This window comes from Pseudomonas sp. NPDC087185, assembly GCF_044744955.1.
Classification (GTDB): Bacteria; Pseudomonadota; Gammaproteobacteria; order Pseudomonadales; family Pseudomonadaceae; genus Aquipseudomonas.
This window is the reverse complement of record NZ_JBIUZK010000001.1, coordinates 1,035,664-1,054,614: the sequence shown is the minus strand read 5'-3', so window position 1 is coordinate 1,054,614 and position 18,951 is coordinate 1,035,664. Positions and strand designations below refer to the sequence as shown.

Here is an 18,951-nt window from a genome sequence, read left to right as displayed (position 1 = left end):
GTCCTCAAGGATCGGGATGAATTGGGGGGGCATTCTAACCGATTGATTCGCGCCTGGCATATGAAGTGGCGTCAAGTCGCGGACCAATGGGCTTCATGTTGCATCCCGCGCCGTGCCTGGGCTGGCTGGGGGGCGTGAGTTGACTTTCAGGTCCGCTTTTTGGGCGCAGATTTCAGCCGCAGCACCGTACCTGTGGGGGCGCGTCAACACGCTCCCACAGGGATCGGGTCACCTTGCACGGGTTCACTGGAACATGAACAACGTCTCGTTGGCGAACTGCGCCTCGAACTGGTTGGCCGGCATCGGCCGGCCGAACAGGTAACCCTGCACCTCATCGCAACCGTGCTCGCGCAAGAATTCCAGCTGCTCGTGAGTTTCGACACCTTCGGCGATCACCGCCAGGTTCAGGCTGTGGGCCATGGCGATGATCGCCCGGGCGATCTGCGCGTCCTGCTCGCCCTCGGGCAGGCCATCGACGAAGGTGCGGTCGATCTTCAGCACGTCGATGGGGAACTGCTTGAGGTAGTTGAGCGACGAGTAGCCGGTACCGAAGTCGTCGACCGCGATACTCAGGCCCAGCACTTTCAGGCCGTCGAGTATCTGCATCGCTTCGTTCACGTCGCGCATCAGGATACTTTCGGTCAGCTCAAGCTCCAGGCAGGCCGGCGGCAGGCCGCTTTCTTCCAAGATGGTGGCGATGCGGTTGCCCAGCTGGCCGTCGGAGAACTGCCGCGCCGAAATGTTCACCGACACCTTCGGCACGCGCACCTTGGCCTTGTGCCAGGCCTTGAGCTGGCGGCTGGCCTCGCGCAGCACCCAGTCGCCGACATCCACCACCAGGCCCAGCTCTTCGATCACCGGGATGAAGTCGCCCGGTGGCACCAGGCCGCGGGTCGGGTGGCGCCAGCGCAGCAGCGCCTCGGCACCGGTCAGGCGCTTGCCGTCGCCGCTGAACTGCGGCTGGTAGTAGAGGATGAACTCGTTCTGCTCCAGGGCGTGGCGCAGGTCGCTTTCCAGCTCCAGGCGCTCCAGGGCGCTGGCGTTCATCTCGGCCTGGTAGAACTGGAAGTTGTTCTTGCCGCGCTCCTTGGCGTGGTACATGGCGGTGTCGGCGTTCTTCATCAGCTGGCTCAGCTCGCTGCCGTCCTGCGGGCTGAGGGCGATGCCGATACTGGCGGTAACGAAGAACTCGCGGCCCTCCAGCACGAACGGCCGCACCAGGCTGGCGAGGATGTTCTCGGCCACGTGGATGGCGCGGTTGAGCGCCATCTCGCGGGTGGCGCGCGATTGCAGCAGCAGGGTGAACTCGTCGCCGCCCATGCGCGCCACGGTGTCGTCGTCGTCGACGCAGGCCAGCAGGCGCAGGGCCATGTCCTTGAGCATGCGGTCGCCGGCGGCGTGGCCGAGCGAGTCGTTGATCGGCTTGAAACGGTCAAGGTCGAGGAACATCAGCACCACCCAAGACTTCTGCCGGTCGGCCTGTTGCAGCGCGGTGTGCAGGCGGTCCTGGAACAGCGTGCGGTTGGGCAGGTGGGTGAGGGCGTCGTAGTACGCCAGGCGGTGGATGCGCTGCTCGCTGGCCTTGCGCTCGCTGATGTCGGTGAAGAAGCACACGTAGCTGGCCAGGTCGCCTTCGTCGTCGAGCACCGCGGTAATGCCGACCCACGCCGGGTAGCGCTCGCCATCGCGGCGCTTGAGCCACACTTCGCCTTCCCAGCTGCCGCGTTGGCTTAGTTGCTTGAGGATGTAGCGCAGGTGGCCTTCCTGCTGTTCGTCGACGGTGAGCATGCTCGGCAGCTGGTCGAGCACGTCGCTGACCTGGTAGCCGCTGACCCGGCTGAACGCCTCGTTGGCCTGCACGATGTAGCCGGCCGGGTCGGTGATGAGGATCGCCGAGGTGGAGTGCTCGAATACCGTGGCGGCCATGCGCAGGTCTTTTTCCGCCCGGCGTTGCTGGCTGATGTCGCGGCCCACGCCCAGCACGCCTTCGAAGCGCTCGTGGTCGTCCCACACCAGCACCAGGCGCAGCTCGATGGGGATCTTGCGGCCGTCGGCGCGCAGGCAGTCGAACAGGAACAGCTGGGTGGGCAACTGGCGGCGCAGTTGCGCCAGCTGCTCGCTGTCGCCCATGGCTTTGCTGACCCGCTCCATCAGGCTGTAGATGCCGGTGAGCTGGGACGGGTTGGCGATGATCGACTGCCAGCCGTTGTCGAAGATCCAGTCGGCCTGGTAGCCCAGCACCGCCTGCACCGACGGGCTGACGTAGTTCAGCTGCAGGCGGCTGTCGGTGCAGAAAATCACGTCGCTGATGCTTTCGGCGAGCATGCGGTAGCGTTGTTCGCTGTCACGCAGCGACTGGCTGGCCTCGATCTGCACGGTGACGTCCTTGCCCACGCCGATGATCCGCGTCACCAGGCCATCGCCGTCGCGGGTCAGCACTTGTTCGCGGATGTCGTAGCAGCGCCAGCCGCCGTCGCGGTGGCGGAAGCGCAACTGGCAATGCAGTGGCTGGTCGTGGCCGTTGCCGCGCTGCTGTTGGCGCAAGGCCTGGTAATGCGCGGCGTCTTCAGGGTGCAGCAGCAGCTCCCAGAAGCGGTCGCCCATCTGCGCAAGCTCGGTGCGGTCGTAGCCGAGGGTCTGGCCGAGGTGGCGGTTGCTGAAGATCATCCGCTGGCTGAGCACGTCCTGCACGTACAGCTGGTCGGGCACGGTGCGCACCACGTCCGACCAGAAGCTTTCGCGCTCCAGCAACGACAGCTCCACCTGCTTGCGGCTGGTGATGTCGCTGATGCTCAGGATCACCGCCTGGTAGTCGCGCCGTTGCTCGGGCAGGCGCGCCATCAGCCACAGGTGCAGCTCGCCACCCAGCGGCGCGGGCAGGCGTACCTCCAGTTCAAGCAGCGAGCGCTGTTCGATCAGCGCGTCGATCAATTGCATGCCGACGCTGTCGAGGCCATTGCCGCTGCCGTCGATCAGCCGTTGCCAGGCGCCTTCGTGGCAGTCGACATTGAGCAGTTGGCGCGCCACCTGGTTGATCTCGGTGATCTTCAGTTCCTGCAGCAGCGAGCGGCGCAGGTTGGGGTCGAGCGCCAGGCTCTGCTTGAGCGCGGCGAGGTTGCGCAGGTGGTAGCGGTCGAGCTGGCCAGGCAGGCTGGAGAGGTCGAGTACGCACAGCGCTACGCCGGTGCCCTCGAAAATTTCGTGGTAACGCCGGCGGTCTTCCTGCAGGGCGCGCTGGCGGCGGCGCATGTTGATTAGCGCCAGCACGGGTAGCAGGGCGCAGAACAGAGCCAGCAGCACCTTGCCGAGCAGCGCCGGCAGCAGTTTCTGCTGGGCCAGCCCGGCATCGAACAGGCCGCGCAGTTGCCAGGCGCTGTTGTCGATGAAGGCCAGCATCACGCTTTGCAGCGGTTCGTCGCTGCTGTGCGTGGGCGCGTGGCGTTCCAGTACATCGCCACTGCGGCTGTTTTCCAGCAGCCACAGCGGATGGTTGGGGCCGTCGAGGTGCACGGTGAGTGTGCGGTAATAATCGCTGGTAAGGCGCAGCAGCCAGTAGCCGCGGTCCTGTTCGGCCGCCTGGCGCAGCAGCAGGTAGACGGTGCGGTTGTCCGCCGAGTTGGCGAAGAAGTACGGGCGCCCCTGGTTCAGCTGGAACAGCTCGTCAATCAGCTGACGGTCGGGGCTGCCGGCCAGGCTGTCGCTCAGCAGCTGGCCGCTGTGGTCCAGCCAGGCCAGGTCGCGCAGGGTAGGCAGGCGCTCGCGCAGGGTGCCGAGCAGGCTCGGCAGGGCGGCGGGCGTCGGCGCTTTGACATACGGCTGTACCACATTCAGCGCCTGCTGGGCCTTGAGCGCCATGTTCAGGCCCAGGTGGTCGGCCAGCTCGGCGCTCGCCTCCAGGTTCTGCTGGCGCTGGTCGGCCTGGGTGTGGCGGAACTGCGCGAACAGTTGCCATAGCAGCAGGCCCAGCAGCACCAGGGCCAGCAGGGCCAGCGCGCCTTTGACCGAGCCGCGCATCGACGCGGCGGGAGCCGGCGTGGCGGGGCGCAACGGAGACGGATGATTGAGATTGGTCAAGCGTTGATCCTGCTATTGGGCTGGCGATGGCAGGGATTGATCATGCACGGTGTATGCCGGTGCCTGGGTGGCCGGGCCGCGGTGGCGCACTATAAGGCCGGACACCCGAAACGGGCTAGCATGCCTATCATTATGGCAAAGTGCCAGCCCTGCTGAGCGCTGCCGATGGTCGTGGTCAACGCTGGCGGTTCGGCAAGCCCCTGCTTCCTGTGCGAGAATGCCGGCCGCTTCAATGACAACGCATCGGAGATGTTCGCTTTTGGTTACTCACTTTTCCTCCAATGGCCTCGATTCCGCCTGTGGGCGCAGCAGTCAGACCCTTGTCAGCACTGCCGTGACCGAGGACGTATCCTGCAAGTCGTGCCAGCGGTCGCTGGTCAAACCTGAGGCTTCTGCTTCGAAGAACAAGACGCCTTCGTTGGCCGAACTGCGCAAGACCGCCAAGGCGGCAGCACCGGCTGAGGTTGAGGTGGCGGCAAAGCCTGCCACCAAGGCAGTCAGCAACACGCCCGCCAGCCAACCTGCCGCCAAGCCGGCCAAGGTTGCCGAGCAGCCTGCCCGTACTGGCGGCTTCAGTGTCAAATCCGCCTGGGCCGCGCGCCTGGCCGAGCAGGGCGGCGGTTGCCGCTTGCCGCGTGGCAAGGCTAAACAGCGTCACGTCTGAGCCATCCTGGGCCGCACGGCGGCCCCTGTTGATCCCACCATCCGACCACCCTGTGCAACGCCGCGCGTTGGCGTAGAATGGTCGACTTTGTTCAATGACACCCCGTAAACACATCCCCCTGGCCACCTGGCCGGGCGTTTGTCGATGTCTTTACCTATCTGATTAGAGGGCTTGGTTTTGGCTCAATACGTCTACACCATGCATCGGCTGAGCAAGGTCGTGCCGCCGAAGCGGGAAATTCTCAAGAACATTTCCCTGTCGTTCTTCCCGGGCGCCAAGATCGGCGTACTCGGCTTGAACGGCGCGGGTAAATCGACCCTGCTGCGGATCATGGCGGGCGTCGACAAGGAATTCGACGGCGAAGCCCGTCCGATGCCCGACATCAACGTCGGTTACCTGCCGCAGGAACCGCAACTGGACCCGACCAAGACCGTACGTGAAGTGGTCGAGGAAGCGGTCAGCGTGATCAAGGACGCCCAGGCTCGCCTGGACGAGGTCTACGCCGCCTACGCGGAACCGGACGCCGACTTCGACAAGCTGGCTGCCGAACAGGCCAAGCTGGAGTCCATCCTGCAGGCTGCCGACGGCCACAACCTGGAGCGCCAGCTGGACGTCGCCGCCGACGCGCTGCGCCTGCCGGCCTGGGACGCAAAAATCGAACACCTGTCCGGTGGTGAAAAACGCCGTGTGGCGCTGTGCCGCCTGCTGCTGTCGGCCCCCGACATGCTGCTGCTCGACGAACCGACCAACCACCTGGATGCCGATTCGGTCGCCTGGCTTGAGCGCTTCCTGCACGATTTCCCGGGCACCGTGGTTGCGATTACCCACGACCGTTACTTCCTCGACAACGTCGCCGGCTGGATCCTCGAACTGGACCGCGGCGCCGGCATCCCGTACGAAGGCAACTACTCGGGCTGGCTGGAGGCCAAGTCGGACCGCTTGGCGCAAGAGTCCAAGCAGCAGAGCGCCCACGAGAAGGCCATGAAAGAGGAACTGGAGTGGGTGCGCAAAGGCGCCAAGGCCCGCCAGTCCAAATCCAAGGCCCGTCTGCAGCGTTTCGAAGAAATGCAGTCGCAGGAATTCCAGAAGCGCAGCGAGACCAACGAGATCTACATCCCGGCCGGCCCGCGCCTGGGTGACAAGGTCATCGAGTTCAAGAACGTCTCCAAAGGCTATGGCGACCGCGTGCTGATCGACAACCTGTCGTTCGCCATGCCGAAGGGCGCCATCGTTGGCGTGATCGGCGGTAACGGCGCCGGTAAGTCGACCCTGTTCCGCATGCTGATGGGCAAGGAGCAGCCGGACTCGGGCAGCATCGAGATCGGTGAAACCGTGCAGCTGGCCTGTGTGGACCAGAGCCGCGAAGACCTGGACGGTGCCAAGACCGTGTTCCAGCAGATTTCCGACGGTTCCGACCAGATCCGCATCGGCAACTACGAGATCCCGTCGCGCACCTACGTGGGCCGTTTCAACTTCAAAGGCGGCGACCAGCAGAAGTTCGTCAAGGACCTGTCCGGTGGTGAGCGTGGCCGCCTGCACCTGGCCCTGACCCTGAAGGAGGGCGGCAACGTCCTGCTGCTCGACGAACCGTCCAACGACCTGGACGTCGAAACCTTGCGTTCGCTGGAAGAAGCCCTGCTGGACTTCCCGGGCGCCGCGATCGTGATTTCCCACGACCGTTGGTTCCTGGACCGTGTGGCGACCCACATCCTGGCGTACGAAGACGACTCGAACGTGATGTTCTTCGAGGGCAACTACACCGAGTACGAAGCCGACCGCAAGAAGCGCCTGGGCGATGCTGCTGCCCAGCCGCACCGTGTGCGTCACAAGAAGCTGGCCCAGTAAGCCGGTTTAAGCTGCACAAGAATGGGGCCCTCGGTGGCCCCATTTTTGTGCCTTCCATAAAAGCTGCGCTGGCCCTTCCGCGGGCAGGCTCAGCTCCCACAGATTCGCCACAGGCTTTGAAAACAGTGCAGAGCTGGTGGAAGCGGACTTGCCCGCGAAGCGGACACCGCTAAGGTGATTTTGTATACATTTATATAAAGCGCACCAAATAATTTCATAAAAACGACATTTCGCCCTATTCCAGTGCGATTGCTTCTTGGTACATTCGAAAAAAACCAATAAGTCCAATCCCTCTTGGTGAGACGTCTACCATGATCGAATCCGTCGACAATTTCCTCGCGCGCCTGAAGCAACGCGACCCGGCCCAGCCCGAATTTCACCAGGCGGTGGAAGAAGTGCTGCGCAGCCTGTGGCCGTTCCTCGAAGCCAACCCGCACTACCTGCAAGCCGGCATCCTCGAGCGCATGGTCGAGCCTGAGCGTGCCGTGCTGTTCCGCGTGTCGTGGGTCGATGACCAGGGCAAGGTCCAGGTCAACCGCGGCTACCGCATCCAGATGAGCAGCGCCATCGGCCCTTACAAGGGCGGCCTGCGCTTCCACCCGTCGGTGAACCTGGGCGTGCTCAAGTTCCTGGCCTTCGAGCAGGTGTTCAAGAACTCTCTCACCTCGCTGCCCATGGGCGGCGGCAAGGGCGGTTCGGATTTCGACCCGAAGGGCAAGAGCGATGCCGAAGTGATGCGCTTCTGCCAGGCGTTCATGAGCGAGCTGTACCGCCACATCGGCGCCGACTGCGACGTGCCGGCCGGTGACATCGGCGTTGGTGCTCGTGAGATCGGCTTCATGTTCGGCCAGTACAAGCGCCTGGCCAACCAGTTCACTTCGGTGCTGACCGGCAAGGGCATGACCTACGGCGGCAGCCTGATCCGCCCTGAAGCCACTGGCTACGGCTGTGTGTACTTCGCCGAAGAAATGCTCAAGCGCCAGAACCTGCGCATCGACGGCCGCCGCGTGGCCATCTCTGGCTCCGGCAACGTGGCCCAGTATGCCGCGCGCAAGGTCATGGACCTGGGTGGCAAGGTCATCTCGCTGTCCGACTCCGAAGGCACCCTGTACGCCGAAGCCGGCCTGACCGACGCTCAGTGGGACGCCGTGATGGAGCTGAAGAACGTCAAGCGTGGCCGCATCAGCGAACTGGCCGCGCAGTTCGGCCTGGAGTTCCGCAAGGGCCAGACCCCATGGACCCTGCCGTGCGACATCGCGCTGCCGTGTGCCACGCAGAACGAGCTGGGCACCGAAGACGCCCGCACCCTGCTGCGCAATGGCTGCATCTGCGTGGCCGAAGGCGCCAACATGCCGACCACGCTGGAGGCTGTGGATATCTTCCTGGAGGCCGGCATCCTGTACGCACCGGGCAAGGCCTCCAATGCCGGCGGCGTGGCCGTGTCGGGCCTGGAAATGTCGCAGAACGCCATGCGCCTGCTGTGGACTGCCGGTGAAGTGGACAGCAAGTTGCACCACATCATGCAGTCGATTCACCATGCCTGCGTGCACTACGGTGAAGAGGCCGATGGCAAGATCAACTACGTGAAGGGCGCCAACATCGCCGGCTTCGTGAAAGTGGCCGATGCCATGCTGGCGCAAGGCGTGGTCTGATTCGACGCCTCGGGGCTGCCTTGCAGCCCACTCGCCGGCAAGCCGGCTCCCACCGGTACCGCGCCGGCCTCAGGCTCAGCGCTGTCCCTGTAGGAGCCGGCTTGCCGGCGAGTAGGGTGCGCAGCGGCCCTTTTCTTCAAGCCTCGCTTACGATAGCGATGACCTCGATCATCTGGTCCCCCGCCGGCCGCCGCCACATCACCTCATCCCCAGGCCCCGCGCCCAATAACGCCCGCCCCAGGGGCGACCCCCAGTTGATCAGCCCATGGCTGGCATCGGCTTCATCCTCACCCACCAGCTGCACGCTGTGCTCCTGGCCCCGTTCATCAACAAACGTCACCCGGCTGCCAATCTGCACCTTGCTGTTCGAGGTAGCGGCAGGCACCACCTGCGCGCTTTGCACCCTGGCGCTGAAGTAACGCAGATCACGCTCGGCATCGGCCAGGCGCTGCTTGTCAGCACGGTCGCCCTGGGCCTGCTGCTCGGCGCGCAAGGCATTCAGCTCGGCCACGCGCTGCTGCAACTGGCGCAGGCCGCTGACGGTCACGTAATTGGGCTGGTCGCTGACACGCCGCTCCACTGGCTGGTCGGCCTGGGCGGCGGCCTGGTCCTCGTTGACGAATGCTCGGCTCATGCGGGGCCTCCTTGTGCTGGAGACCATGGTGGCAGGTTGCGGGTTTCAATGGATGTCCGTTTGCGACCTAATCGTGGCGGTAGGCCCGGGCGGCGCCGCGGTCCTTCTCCTGCTGCCACTCGCGGTCACGCTCGTCCCAGAAGCGCTCGTGGTATTGGCGTTGCGCTTCGCTGTTCTGCATCGCATGGCATTGGCGAAAGCCGTCGTCCCAGCCGCTTTCGTACTGGCGGTTGTGCAGGTAGCGCGGCACGTCCTTGCTAAAACCGCCAACCATCAACCCGGCCGCCTGGCGGCCGCTGCTGCAACCGTCCTGGAAACCGTCGGCATAGGCGGGGGGATAGCCGCGGCTGATCATCTGCTCGTGGGTGGTTTCGCAACCGGAAAGCAACACCGCAATGCACACGCAAAACCAGTACCGCGACATGGCCACCAGACCCTCTGAATGATGCAGGAAAGTCTAGGTGGCCCGTTGTCGAGGCGCTGTCAAAACCGTGTCAAAGAGTCGGTTGGTTCACAGTGTCTGGTGTTGACTGTACCGGCCCTATCGGCGGCATGCCGGCGATAGGGCCGGTACAGTCAATAGTGATACCACTTCACCTCAAGCATCACTTCGTTCTGCGCGGTAGCCAGGTGGCTGAACTCGCGTGAAGCACTCAACCTCAACCCCAGGTTCTGGCTGATCTCCCACTGCTGGTTCAGGCTCACGCTGCGCCGAACTTCGCCATTGGTGAAGTAATCGCCCTTGGCCTCCAGCGTCAGGTTGCCCAGGCCGTTGCGCCACAACACCCCGCCATTGAACCCTGCCGCGGGGGCGATGAACTGGGCGAAGTCATTGTGGTGCTCGACCCGCACCGTGCCCAGGGCAAAGCCCAACAGGCCGTCGGCCAGCTGCCAGGTGCCGCCGGCACCGCCGTTGACGTGGCTGACCAGCACCTCGTCGTCGTGCTTGCCTGGCACCCGCTCCAGCCCTCCGGCAACCTGCCATGACCACGGTTTGAGCAGGTCGTTGCGGGGTGTCAGCGAGCGGATGGTAGCCAGGTCCAGGCGCTGCACCTGCCAGTCGTTGCCTTCGTACTGGCGCACCTTGAGCTGCAGGATCTCGATCTGCGCGCCGAGTGGGAAGCCATAGGCGTTGTCGTTGAGGTCGTGATAGGCCATGCGCAAGCCGTACTCGGCATAAGCGCGGTCCTCGCGGGTGCCGACGCCGAGCTGCCAGGTGCGCGAGTCGTGGCCGTCCTCGGGCAGCCCTGGGCGTTCGATCTGCAGGGGCGGCGGCGGGTTGCTGTTGATCGCCCGCAGCAGCTCGAAGCTGCGCTTGGCCTGGCCGGGATCGCGTTGCTGGCCGTTGGCGCGGTAGCGCTCCAGGCGGTACGCGGCATCCTGCACCAGCGCCTGGCGCTCGCGGGGCAGGGCGGTGAAGCCCGGGCTTTGCAGCTGTGCGGTGTCGGCACTCACGGCCAGTACCTGGCGTTTCTCGTTATGGTCCAGTGGCTCGGCGCGGGCCAGCAGTTCGCGCTCGCGCGAAGGGCGGTAGGTTTCGCTGGCGACCAGGCCGGACTGTTTGACGGCCTTGACCGTGTCGGTGGGGATCGCGGTGAGCGGGAACTGCGAGGTCAGGTCCAGGCTCGGCCGGGCCACCTGCAGCAGCTCCAGCAGGCGATAGGAGCAGTTTTCGTCGAAGAAGAAGTAGTCGAACTGGACCTGCTTGAGCTCCCACACGTGCTCGACCATGCGCCCGGTTTCTTCGGGCGTGAGGTCCAGTTGGTATTCCCACAGGTCGCGGTTTTCCAGGCTGCGGTATTCGGAGAGTTTTTCCTGATAGGGCATCAGCGCGAACAGACCGGGGTAGCCGCCCATCAGGCCCTTCCAGGCATACAGGATGCTGTTGTCGCTGCCTTCGATGTAGGCACCGAAGTTGATCGCGTAGCTCAGCAGCGTGGTGTCGTCGCTGCGGGTGTTGGACTGGTCGATGCGCAGCAGGGTATGGCCGAACATCGACGAGGGGCTGTTCAGGTAGGCCGCCGGGAAGATCAGCGCCGCGCTGTGCGGGTCGATCGACTGGTACCAGGTCTTGAATTCCTGGCAATCCGGCTGCGGCAAACCCTTCAGGCCGAGCTGCTCACTCAGCCAGCGGGTACGTGCCGGGAAAACGCACTGGGCGTGTTTGTCACCCAGGCTGGCCGGGGCGTACAGCGCCTGGACCGTGGCCCGCAGCTCTTGGTCAGGGTGGTGCGCGCCGTCTTCGGCGAGGAAGAACTTTCGGTCGTCGACATAGCTGCGCCAGCCGCCGAGCTTGGCGGTTTCGTAATGGCCCAGGGCAATCCAGTAGGGGGTGTTGGCCAGTTGCTGGAGACGGCCTTCATCCAGCGCGGGCGCGGCATGAACAGGGGCGCAGGCACACAGCGCCAGGTAAGCGAGGCGTTTGAGCATGTCGGGCAACTACTTCTAAACGATGCCGATAAAAAGGCGAAAACCCGCCCCAGGGCTGGGGCGGGAGCAGCCGCGCTTAAGCTTCGGTTGCGTACTTGGCCAGGCGTGGGTCGTTTTTCAGCACCGCCAGGGTGTTGCTGTGGACAGTCTCGGCAGTCACGTCGGCGCTGCTGAAGATCTGGTTGAAGTGCTGGTGGGCGACCGAGTTGAAGTAGCCACGGTCTTCCGGTGCCACGCCCAGGACCACGGCGTACGTGGTGAGCGCTTCGCCTTGGCCCATGGCCATGTCTTCGGACAGCTCGTTCATCATGCCATTCATGGCGAACCAGGACTTGCCGCCGTAGGTCAGCGAAGCCTTGGTGGAGCAGCCGTTGGTGCCGGAGGTCATGCCGAAGGTGGCGTTGCCGGAGGTGCCGTTGGTGGTGGAGGCCAGGAAGTGGGCCGGGGTGCCGCGCTGGCCTTCGAAGAGCATGTTGCCCCAGCCGCAGTTCGGGCCACCTGGCGCTTCGGCCATGGCGTTGAGGGAGACCACGGTGAACAGAGTACCCAGAAGAATCCGTTTCATAGCATTTGTTCTCTATTTGTCTTAACCAAGGGTCAGGGTTTCTGGCAACTCGGTTGCCAGGCGGGAAAGCGTTTCACCCACCCGCGCAGCTTGGAGTTTAGGCACGATCTAAAGGTTGCGTTGCTGATTGCTAAAAATTTGCTTGAGCATCAGGCCACACCCGCTGCGACATAAAGTCCTGACATGCCTTGCAAGGCGCGCGTGGGCAGCGCCAGAATGCTGCGTATCTGCCCCGCCGAAGTAAGGATACCCAATGCCCGATCCTGTCGCTGCGCGCCTGCGTCTCGCGCCTGAAGCTTTGACCAGGCGCTTTTCCCCCGAGCAGTTTGCCTTTGCCACCACCGACGATCTGGAGCCGTTTCGCGGAGTCCTGGGCCAGGAACGTGCTGTCGAGGCCCTGCAATTCGGCGTGGCCATGCCACGCCCTGGCTACAACGTGTATGTGATGGGCGAGCCCGGCACCGGTCGCTTCTCGTTCGTCAAACGCTACCTCAAGGCCGAGGGCAAGCGCCAGCAGACCCCGGCCGACTGGGTCTACGTCAACCACTTCGATGACGCCCGCGAGCCGCGTGCGCTGGAGCTGCCGTCGGGCAGCGCGGCCGAATTCATCAGCGACATGGGGGGCCTGATCGACAACCTGCTGGCGACCTTCCCGGCCGTGTTCGAGCACCCGTCCTATCAGCAGAAGAAGGGCGCCATCGACCGCGCCTTCAACCAGCGTTACGACCGCGCCCTGGATGTGATCGAGCGCGCCTCGCTGGAAAAAGACGTGGCCCTGTACCGCGACGCCAGCAACGTGGCCTTCACCCCGATGGCCGACGGCAAGGCGCTGGACGAGGCTGAATTCGCCCAGCTTCCGGAAGAAGTCCGCGAGCAGTTCCACGAGGACATCGCCTTCCTCGAGGAGCGCCTCAACGAAGAGCTGGCCAGCTTGCCGCAATGGAAGCGCGAGTCGAACAACCAGCTGCGCCACCTCAACGAAGAAACCATCACCCTGGCACTGCAGCCATTGCTGGCGCCTTTGTCGGAAAAGTACGCCGAGAACGCGGAAGTGTGCGCCTACCTGCAATCGGTGCAGCTGAACCTGCTGCGTACCGTGGTCGAGCAGTTGGTCGATGACAGCAAGACCGACGCCGTGGCGCGCAAGCTGCTCGAAGAGCAGTACGCCCCCAGCCTGGTGGTCGGCCACCATGCCGCTGGCGGTGCCCCGGTGGTGTTCGAGCCGCACCCGACCTACGACAATCTGTTCGGCCGCATCGAATACAGCACCGACCAGGGTGCGCTGTACACCTCCTACCGCCAGTTGCGCCCGGGCGCGCTGCACCGCGCCAATGGCGGCTTCCTGATCCTCGAAGCGGAGAAGATGCTCGGCGAGCCGTTCGTTTGGGATGCGCTGAAGCGCGCCCTGCAGTCGCGCAAGCTGAAGATGGAATCGCCGATCGGTGAGCTGGGCCGCGTTGCCAGTGTCAGCCTGCAGCCGCAGATGATCCCGCTGAACGTGAAACTGGTGATCATCGGCTCGCGTCAGCTGTACTACGCGCTGCAGGACCACGATTCGGACTTCCAGGAGATGTTCCGGGTGCTGGTGGACTTCGATGAAGACATGCCGATGGTCGACGAAAACCTCGAACAGTTCGCCCAGCTGCTGCGTACCCGTACCAACGAGGAGGGCATGGCGCCGCTGACCAGCGATGCGGTGGCGCGCCTGGCCACCTACAGCGCGCGCCTGGCGGAAAACCAGTCGCGCCTGTCGGCGCGCATCGGTGACCTGTTCCAGCTGGTCAGCGAGGCCGATTTCATCCGCCAGCTGGCCAGTGACGAGATGACCGACGCCGGGCACATCGAACGTGCGCTCAAAGCCAAGGCTACCCGCACCGGGCGCGTCTCGCAGCGAGTGCTCGACGACATGCTCGCCGGCATCATCCTGATCGACACGGAAGGCGCGGCCATCGGCAAGTGCAACGGGCTTACCGTGCTGGAAGTCGGCGACTCGGCATTCGGCATGCCGGCGCGTATCTCCGCTACGGTCTACCCGGGCGGCAGCGGCATCGTCGACATCGAGCGCGAGGTCAACCTGGGCCAGCCGATCCACTCCAAAGGGGTGATGATCCTCACCGGTTACCTGGGCAGCCGTTACGCTCAGGAATTCCCCCTGGCGATTTCGGCAAGCATCGCCCTGGAACAGTCCTACGGTTATGTGGACGGTGACAGTGCATCGCTGGGTGAAGCGTGCACACTGATCTCGGCGTTGTCGCGTACACCGCTCAAGCAGTGCTTTGCCATTACCGGCTCGATCAACCAGTTTGGTGAAGTACAGGCGGTGGGTGGGGTCAACGAGAAGATCGAAGGCTTCTTCCGCCTGTGCGAGGCCCGCGGCCTGACCGGCGAGCAAGGGGTGATCATCCCGCGCGCCAACGTCGCCACGTTGATGCTCGACGAGCGTGTGCTGCAGGCGGTCGAGAATGGCATGTTCCACGTCTACGCGGTCAGCCAGGCCGACGAGGCGCTGAGCCTGCTGGTGGGCGAGGAGGCCGGGGTGCTGAACGACGAGGGTCTGTTCACCGAGGGCAGCGTCAACGCCCGGGTGGTCGAGCGCCTGCGCGAGATCGCCGAGATGATCAGCGAGGAAGACATCGAGAAGGCGGAAAAGGAACGCCTGGAAGAGGTGATTGCCCAGGCCAAGCCGGCCTGAGTCAATAAATCGGCGCTGGCGGCCATGTGCTACCGTTCAGCGCCGGTTTTCCATCTTTTTACAGCATTATTCTATGCTGGAACTTAAGGACGGCAGCAGGGTTCAGGATGGAGACAGCCCGAACGTTTCGGGTTGAACAGGGCTTATTGGAGGGGGACGCTGCCATGCGCAACCTCAGCCTTACTCGCCAGTGCCTGGGCCTGGTGACCCGTATTGAATGCAGCATCCGTCCGCTGGCCGGCGACAACGGCATGTGGACCTTGCTGTTCGCCGCCGGCATGGCCGGTGAACAACCCTCTGCCATCAAGGCCCAGGGGCCGTTCCATGGCCCGCTGGTGGCCGAGTCGGTGCTCAATGCCATCGTCGACAGCCTGACCCTGCACGGGTACCAGGTGGCCGAGGACCCGCAGATCTGGTGCTTGCACCTGCAGGCGCAATTGCGCCGCATCAACGGTGAGCGTTGCCGTAACCTGGGGGATTACCAGTTCCATCCAGAAACCTGAGTGAATGGTCTCGATTGTATGTAGGGCGGCTGCGGCAACTGACCGCAGGCTTTTGCTGTCACAGGTGGCTGGCTATACTCGGGCTCGCTTTTCCAGTCACCTGACGAGTCCCAAACCCTCCATGGAACGTATTCTCGAAAACGCGATGTATGCCTCGCGCTGGCTGCTCGCCCCCATTTACTTCGGCTTGTCGCTGGGCCTGCTGGCGCTGGCGCTGAAGTTCTTCCAGGAAGTTGTCCACGTCCTGCCCAACGTCTTTGCCCTGAGCGAAGCCGACCTGATCCTGGTGATCCTGTCGCTGATCGACATGTCGCTGGTCGGCGGCCTGCTGGTGATGGTGATGATCTCCGGCTACGAAAACTTCGTTTCGCAGTTGGACATCGACGACAGCAAGGAGAAGCTCAACTGGCTGGGCAAGATGGACTCCTCGTCGCTGAAGATGAAGGTCGCCGCCTCGATCGTGGCGATTTCCTCCATCCACCTGCTGCGGGTGTTCATGGACGCCCAGAACATCTCCACCGACTACTTGATGTGGTATGTGATCATTCACATGACCTTCGTGGTCTCGGCGTTCTGCATGGGTTACCTGGACAAGCTGACCAAGCACTGAGTGCTGGCCAGACTGCGCCGCCCGTTCGTTGCAAAACGGACGGGCGGTGGCGTTTTCAGCTTGTGCTTTCGGCGGGGCTGTATGAAAAATGAGCACTCATGCCTGGTTCCGCCAGCGAGGTGCTCCCATGAACCTGCATCAGCTCAATCTTGAGGCCAGGGCAGGCCATGTCGACGAAGTGAACCTGATCGCCATCGAAGGCGGCGATTATCTCCTTGAAGCCCGGCTCAAGGGCCGTGCCCACCCGCTCTCCGATACCCGTGGTGAACGCCTGCGCGTGCACTCGGTAGAGGATGCCCGCAAGTTGCTGCAAACCATCCCGATGGTCTCGATGAACCTGGTGCACTGGTCTGTTCAGGACGAGATGTGCGGCATGGGTTCGCACCCGGAAGAAGACCTCAAAGTGCCGATTTCCCAGCGTTCGGCCTGGTAGCTGCTCGCAGCGCCCCAGTGTGCTAGGCTGCTCGCCCTTTTCATCAAGGGCGCGGCTGCACTGCGCCCTGCAGTGGAGCACAACCATGTCCGAACTCAACCTGTCCACCGACGAAACCCGCGTAAGCTACGGCATCGGCCGTCAGCTGGGCGGCCAGCTGCGCGACAACCCGCCACCGGGCGTGAGCCTGGAAGCCATCCTGGCTGGCCTGACCGACGCCTTCAACGGCGCCGACAGCCGCGTCAGCGAAGCCGACCTGTCGGCCAGCTTCAAAGTGATCCGCGACATCATGCAAGCCGAAGCTGCAGCCAAGGCTGAAGCCGCTGCTGGCGCTGGCAAGGAATTCCTGGCCGAAAACGCCAAGCGTGAAGGCATTACCACCCTGGCCTCGGGCCTGCAGTTCGAAGTGCTGACCGCAGGTGAAGGCGCCAAGCCGACCCGCGAGAGCAACGTGCGTACCCACTACCACGGCACCCTGATCGACGGCACCGTGTTCGACAGTTCCTACGACCGTGGCCAGCCGGCTGAATTCCCGGTTGGCGGCGTGATCGCTGGCTGGACCGAAGCCCTGCAGCTGATGAACGCGGGCAGCAAATGGCGCCTGTACGTGCCGAGCGAGCTGGCTTACGGCGCCCAAGGCGTTGGCAGCATCCCGCCGCACAGCGTGCTGGTATTCGACGTCGAGCTGCTCGACGTTCTGTAATGCCCCTGGGGCCGCTAGGCGGCCCATTCGCCGGCTTGCCAGCGATGAGGCCGGTACTGCCGGCCTCAGTTCCAATCCGTTCCCACCGGGCGCAAGGCCCGCGCATAGCAGAACAGGAACAAATTCCGCACCAGCTCCTTGAGCACCACCGGCTCGCTCGAATTCAACCCGTTCATGTCCAGGTCACCCTGCTCACGCAGTTCGTCGAGGGCTTCTTCCTCGAGTACGGCGCACACTTCGCCGGTCTCGCGGTGCAAGATGCGCAGATAGGGGTGAGGGCGGTCCAGCCAGGCGTCGATCAGGTAGGTCATGGCTATTCTCCTTGGATAGCAGTTCCAATGAGAATAATTCTTATTATCAAAATAGCAAGGGTCTATTGGAAGAATTCTTCCAAATGGTGCCGATGATCCTCTTGCAGGATCTGTCAGGGCCACCTGAATAGCAGCCCTGTCGCACACTGCAATCAGACCTTGCGCACGAACTCCGACTTAAGCTTCATGGCGCCGATGCCGTCAATTTTGCAGTCGATGTCGTGGTCGCCGTCGCACAGGCGGATGTTCTTGACCTTGGTGCCGACCTTGACCACCAGGGACGAGCCCTTGACCTTGAGGTCCTTGATCACGGTGACGGTGTCGCCGTCCTGCAGCACATTGCCGACCGAATCCTTCTTCACCACGTCATCGCTGGCCACATCGGCTTCGCCGTTGGCCGACCACTCGTGGGCGCATTCGGGGCAGATCAGTTGAGTGCCATCCTCATAGGTGTATTCGGAGTTGCATTTGGGGCAGGCTGGCAGAGTGCTCACTTCGGTTCCTTAAACAGACAGGCGGTTAAAGGCCCATATTGTATAAGGTTTTAACCGGGAAGTGTTTTTGTCCGTACAAAAGCATTCGCGGGACAGGCCCGCTCCCGCAGGTTCTCCACCAAGCTCAAGGGCGGTGGTGTACCTGTGGGAGCGGGCTTGTCCCGCGAAGAGGGCGACGCGGTCTTAGTGCGTACGCGCTACCGCAAACTCACTCAGCTCAGCCAGCGCATCCCGGTACTCACTGGCCGGCAGCACTTCCAGGCAGGCAATGGCACGCTTCACGTAATCGCGAGCCATTTGCGCGGTGTAGTCCAGCGCACCCGAAGCCTCGACCGCCGCGCGGATCTGCTCCAGGTCTTCCAGGCCACCCTTCTGAATCGCCTTACGCACCAGTGCCGCTTGCTCAGGCGTACCTTCGCGCATGGTGTAGATCAGGGGTAGGGTCGGCTTGCCTTCGGCCAGGTCGTCGCCGACGTTCTTGCCCAGGGTTTCCGAATCGCCCTTGTAGTCGAGCAGGTCGTCGACCAGCTGGAAGGCCACACCCAGGTGGTCGCCGAAGGTGCGCAGAGCCTCACGCTGTTCGTCGGTCGCCTCGGCCAGCGCGGCGGCGCTGTGGGTCGAGGCCTCGAACAGCATCGCGGTCTTGCCGCGGATGACCTCCATGTACACCTCTTCGGTGGTGCTGGCATCGCGCACGCGCGACAGCTGCAGCACTTCGCCTTCGGCGATCACCCGGGTGGCCTTGGAGAGAATCTGCATGACCGGCATCGAGCCCAGCTCGACCATCATTTCGAACGAGCGCGAATAAAGGAAGTCGCCCACCAGCACGCTCGGCGCATTGCCCCACAGGGCGTTGGCGGTGGAGCGGCCGCGGCGCATGCCCGACATGTCGACCACGTCGTCATGCAGCAGGGTGGCGGTGTGCAGGAATTCGATGGTTGCGGCCAGCAGGCGCAGGTCGTCACCCTCGCGGCCCAGTGCCTTGCCGCACAGCAGCACCAGCAGCGGGCGCAGGCGCTTGCCACCCGCGGACGTGATATAGTCGCCGATCTTCGATACCAGCGGCACGCGCGAGGTCAGCTGCTTCTTGATGATCTCGTCGACGGCGCTGAAATCGTCAGCTACCGCGCGGTAGAAGGTTTGGGGTTGCATCGGCTGCTCCAGTGAGGTTGCGCGGCATGCTAGGTCGCGGGTCCCGTGGTGTCAAGGCGCGGTGCCCGGGCGGCGGGGCCGGTACTTGCAAGCAAAACCCGGGTTGCGTACAATCGCGCACCCTAACTTCCTGGGCAGCACCTGCCTTACGCAATTGCACCGGGCCGTTCCAGCCCCATGCAGCCATGC

The 18,951-nt window shown here is 63.6% G+C and carries 16 protein-coding genes; 8 read left to right on the top strand and 8 right to left on the bottom strand.

Going from position 1 to position 18,951, the window contains the following annotated elements:
- Nucleotides 1-243 precede the first annotated feature (243 nt).
- Complete coding sequence (locus ACIPIJ_RS05015) at nt 244-4,074, bottom strand: EAL domain-containing protein (protein WP_401073272.1); 3,831 nt, start codon at nt 4,072-4,074, stop codon at nt 244-246.
- Between the two features lie 259 nt (nt 4,075-4,333).
- On the opposite strand from ACIPIJ_RS05015, the gene ACIPIJ_RS05010 reads away from it, so the two are divergent.
- The 3 genes from ACIPIJ_RS05010 to gdhA all read left to right on the top strand — a co-directional run bounded on the left by ACIPIJ_RS05010 (nt 4,334) and on the right by gdhA (nt 8,235).
- On the top strand, nt 4,334-4,738 hold the full coding sequence (locus ACIPIJ_RS05010) for a hypothetical protein (protein WP_401073270.1): 405 nt from the start codon (nt 4,334-4,336) through the stop codon (nt 4,736-4,738).
- Nucleotides 4,739-4,915: 177 nt separating this feature from the next.
- A complete protein-coding gene (ettA, locus tag ACIPIJ_RS05005; RefSeq protein WP_401073267.1) occupies nt 4,916-6,583 on the top strand; it encodes an energy-dependent translational throttle protein EttA in 1,668 nt (555 codons plus the stop codon).
- A 311-nt stretch (nt 6,584-6,894) separates the two neighbouring features.
- Nucleotides 6,895-8,235, top strand: a complete 1,341-nt coding sequence (gene gdhA, locus ACIPIJ_RS05000) for an NADP-specific glutamate dehydrogenase (RefSeq protein ID WP_401073264.1) — start codon at nt 6,895-6,897, stop codon at nt 8,233-8,235.
- Between the two features lie 136 nt (nt 8,236-8,371).
- Here the strand turns inward: gdhA and ACIPIJ_RS04995 are convergent, their stop codons facing one another.
- From ACIPIJ_RS04995 to ACIPIJ_RS04980, 4 genes are all read right to left on the bottom strand, one after another.
- Complete coding sequence (locus ACIPIJ_RS04995; protein ID WP_401073261.1) at nt 8,372-8,869, bottom strand: GreA/GreB family elongation factor; 498 nt, start codon at nt 8,867-8,869, stop codon at nt 8,372-8,374.
- Between the two features lie 67 nt (nt 8,870-8,936).
- Nucleotides 8,937-9,293, bottom strand: coding sequence for a hypothetical protein (locus tag ACIPIJ_RS04990; protein WP_401073258.1), 357 nt, complete (start codon nt 9,291-9,293; stop codon nt 8,937-8,939).
- 152 nt (nt 9,294-9,445) lie between these two features.
- Nucleotides 9,446-11,299, bottom strand: a complete 1,854-nt coding sequence (locus ACIPIJ_RS04985) for a DUF4105 domain-containing protein (RefSeq protein ID WP_401073255.1) — start codon at nt 11,297-11,299, stop codon at nt 9,446-9,448.
- Nucleotides 11,300-11,375: 76 nt separating this feature from the next.
- A complete protein-coding gene (locus ACIPIJ_RS04980) occupies nt 11,376-11,864 on the bottom strand; it encodes a DUF3015 domain-containing protein (RefSeq protein ID WP_400797926.1) in 489 nt (162 codons plus the stop codon).
- Nucleotides 11,865-12,117: 253 nt separating this feature from the next.
- Here ACIPIJ_RS04980 and ACIPIJ_RS04975 point away from each other — a divergent pair, with 253 nt between their 5' ends.
- The 5 genes from ACIPIJ_RS04975 (at nt 12,118) to ACIPIJ_RS04955 (ending at nt 16,805) form a co-directional block, all read left to right on the top strand.
- Nucleotides 12,118-14,556: a Lon protease family protein gene (locus ACIPIJ_RS04975; protein WP_401073252.1), complete on the top strand. Its 2,439-nt coding sequence runs from the start codon at nt 12,118-12,120 to the stop codon at nt 14,554-14,556.
- Nucleotides 14,557-14,720: 164 nt separating this feature from the next.
- Nucleotides 14,721-15,059: a hypothetical protein gene (locus ACIPIJ_RS04970; protein WP_003247487.1), complete on the top strand. Its 339-nt coding sequence runs from the start codon at nt 14,721-14,723 to the stop codon at nt 15,057-15,059.
- A 121-nt stretch (nt 15,060-15,180) separates the two neighbouring features.
- On the top strand, nt 15,181-15,669 hold the full coding sequence (locus ACIPIJ_RS04965; RefSeq protein WP_016501546.1) for a TIGR00645 family protein: 489 nt from the start codon (nt 15,181-15,183) through the stop codon (nt 15,667-15,669).
- Between the two features lie 127 nt (nt 15,670-15,796).
- Entirely contained in the window at nt 15,797-16,102 is a 306-nt protein-coding gene (locus tag ACIPIJ_RS04960; protein ID WP_401073249.1) for a DUF6482 family protein, read from the top strand.
- A gap of 85 nt (nt 16,103-16,187) precedes the next feature.
- Nucleotides 16,188-16,805: an FKBP-type peptidyl-prolyl cis-trans isomerase gene (locus ACIPIJ_RS04955; protein WP_401073246.1), complete on the top strand. Its 618-nt coding sequence runs from the start codon at nt 16,188-16,190 to the stop codon at nt 16,803-16,805.
- A gap of 65 nt (nt 16,806-16,870) precedes the next feature.
- Here the strand turns inward: ACIPIJ_RS04955 and ACIPIJ_RS04950 are convergent, their stop codons facing one another.
- The 3 genes from ACIPIJ_RS04950 to ACIPIJ_RS04940 form a co-directional block, all read right to left on the bottom strand.
- On the bottom strand, nt 16,871-17,116 hold the full coding sequence (locus ACIPIJ_RS04950; RefSeq protein ID WP_401073244.1) for a hypothetical protein: 246 nt from the start codon (nt 17,114-17,116) through the stop codon (nt 16,871-16,873).
- 152 nt (nt 17,117-17,268) lie between these two features.
- Nucleotides 17,269-17,610, bottom strand: a complete 342-nt coding sequence (locus tag ACIPIJ_RS04945) for a zinc ribbon domain-containing protein YjdM (protein ID WP_401073242.1) — start codon at nt 17,608-17,610, stop codon at nt 17,269-17,271.
- A gap of 183 nt (nt 17,611-17,793) precedes the next feature.
- A complete protein-coding gene (locus tag ACIPIJ_RS04940; RefSeq protein ID WP_401073240.1) occupies nt 17,794-18,762 on the bottom strand; it encodes a polyprenyl synthetase family protein in 969 nt (322 codons plus the stop codon).
- Nucleotides 18,763-18,951 lie beyond the last annotated feature (189 nt).

Excerpts from the sequence above, each read along its gene's own strand:
- gdhA (WP_401073264.1), top strand. The coding sequence starts at position 6,895 with ATGATCGAATCCGTCGACAATTTCCTCGCGCGCCTGAAGCAACGCGAC.
- ACIPIJ_RS04995 (WP_401073261.1), bottom strand. The coding sequence starts at position 8,869 with ATGAGCCGAGCATTCGTCAACGAGGACCAGGCCGCCGCCCAGGCCGAC.
- ACIPIJ_RS04990 (WP_401073258.1), bottom strand. The coding sequence starts at position 9,293 with ATGTCGCGGTACTGGTTTTGCGTGTGCATTGCGGTGTTGCTTTCCGGT.
- ACIPIJ_RS04985 (WP_401073255.1), bottom strand. The coding sequence starts at position 11,299 with ATGCTCAAACGCCTCGCTTACCTGGCGCTGTGTGCCTGCGCCCCTGTT.
- ACIPIJ_RS04980 (WP_400797926.1), bottom strand. The coding sequence starts at position 11,864 with ATGAAACGGATTCTTCTGGGTACTCTGTTCACCGTGGTCTCCCTCAAC.
- ACIPIJ_RS04975 (WP_401073252.1), top strand. The coding sequence starts at position 12,118 with ATGCCCGATCCTGTCGCTGCGCGCCTGCGTCTCGCGCCTGAAGCTTTG.
- ACIPIJ_RS04970 (WP_003247487.1), top strand. The coding sequence starts at position 14,721 with ATGCGCAACCTCAGCCTTACTCGCCAGTGCCTGGGCCTGGTGACCCGT.
- ACIPIJ_RS04965 (WP_016501546.1), top strand. The coding sequence starts at position 15,181 with ATGGAACGTATTCTCGAAAACGCGATGTATGCCTCGCGCTGGCTGCTC.
- ACIPIJ_RS04960 (WP_401073249.1), top strand. The coding sequence starts at position 15,797 with ATGAACCTGCATCAGCTCAATCTTGAGGCCAGGGCAGGCCATGTCGAC.
- ACIPIJ_RS04955 (WP_401073246.1), top strand. The coding sequence starts at position 16,188 with ATGTCCGAACTCAACCTGTCCACCGACGAAACCCGCGTAAGCTACGGC.
- ACIPIJ_RS04950 (WP_401073244.1), bottom strand. The coding sequence starts at position 17,116 with ATGACCTACCTGATCGACGCCTGGCTGGACCGCCCTCACCCCTATCTG.
- ACIPIJ_RS04940 (WP_401073240.1), bottom strand. The coding sequence starts at position 18,762 with ATGCAACCCCAAACCTTCTACCGCGCGGTAGCTGACGATTTCAGCGCC.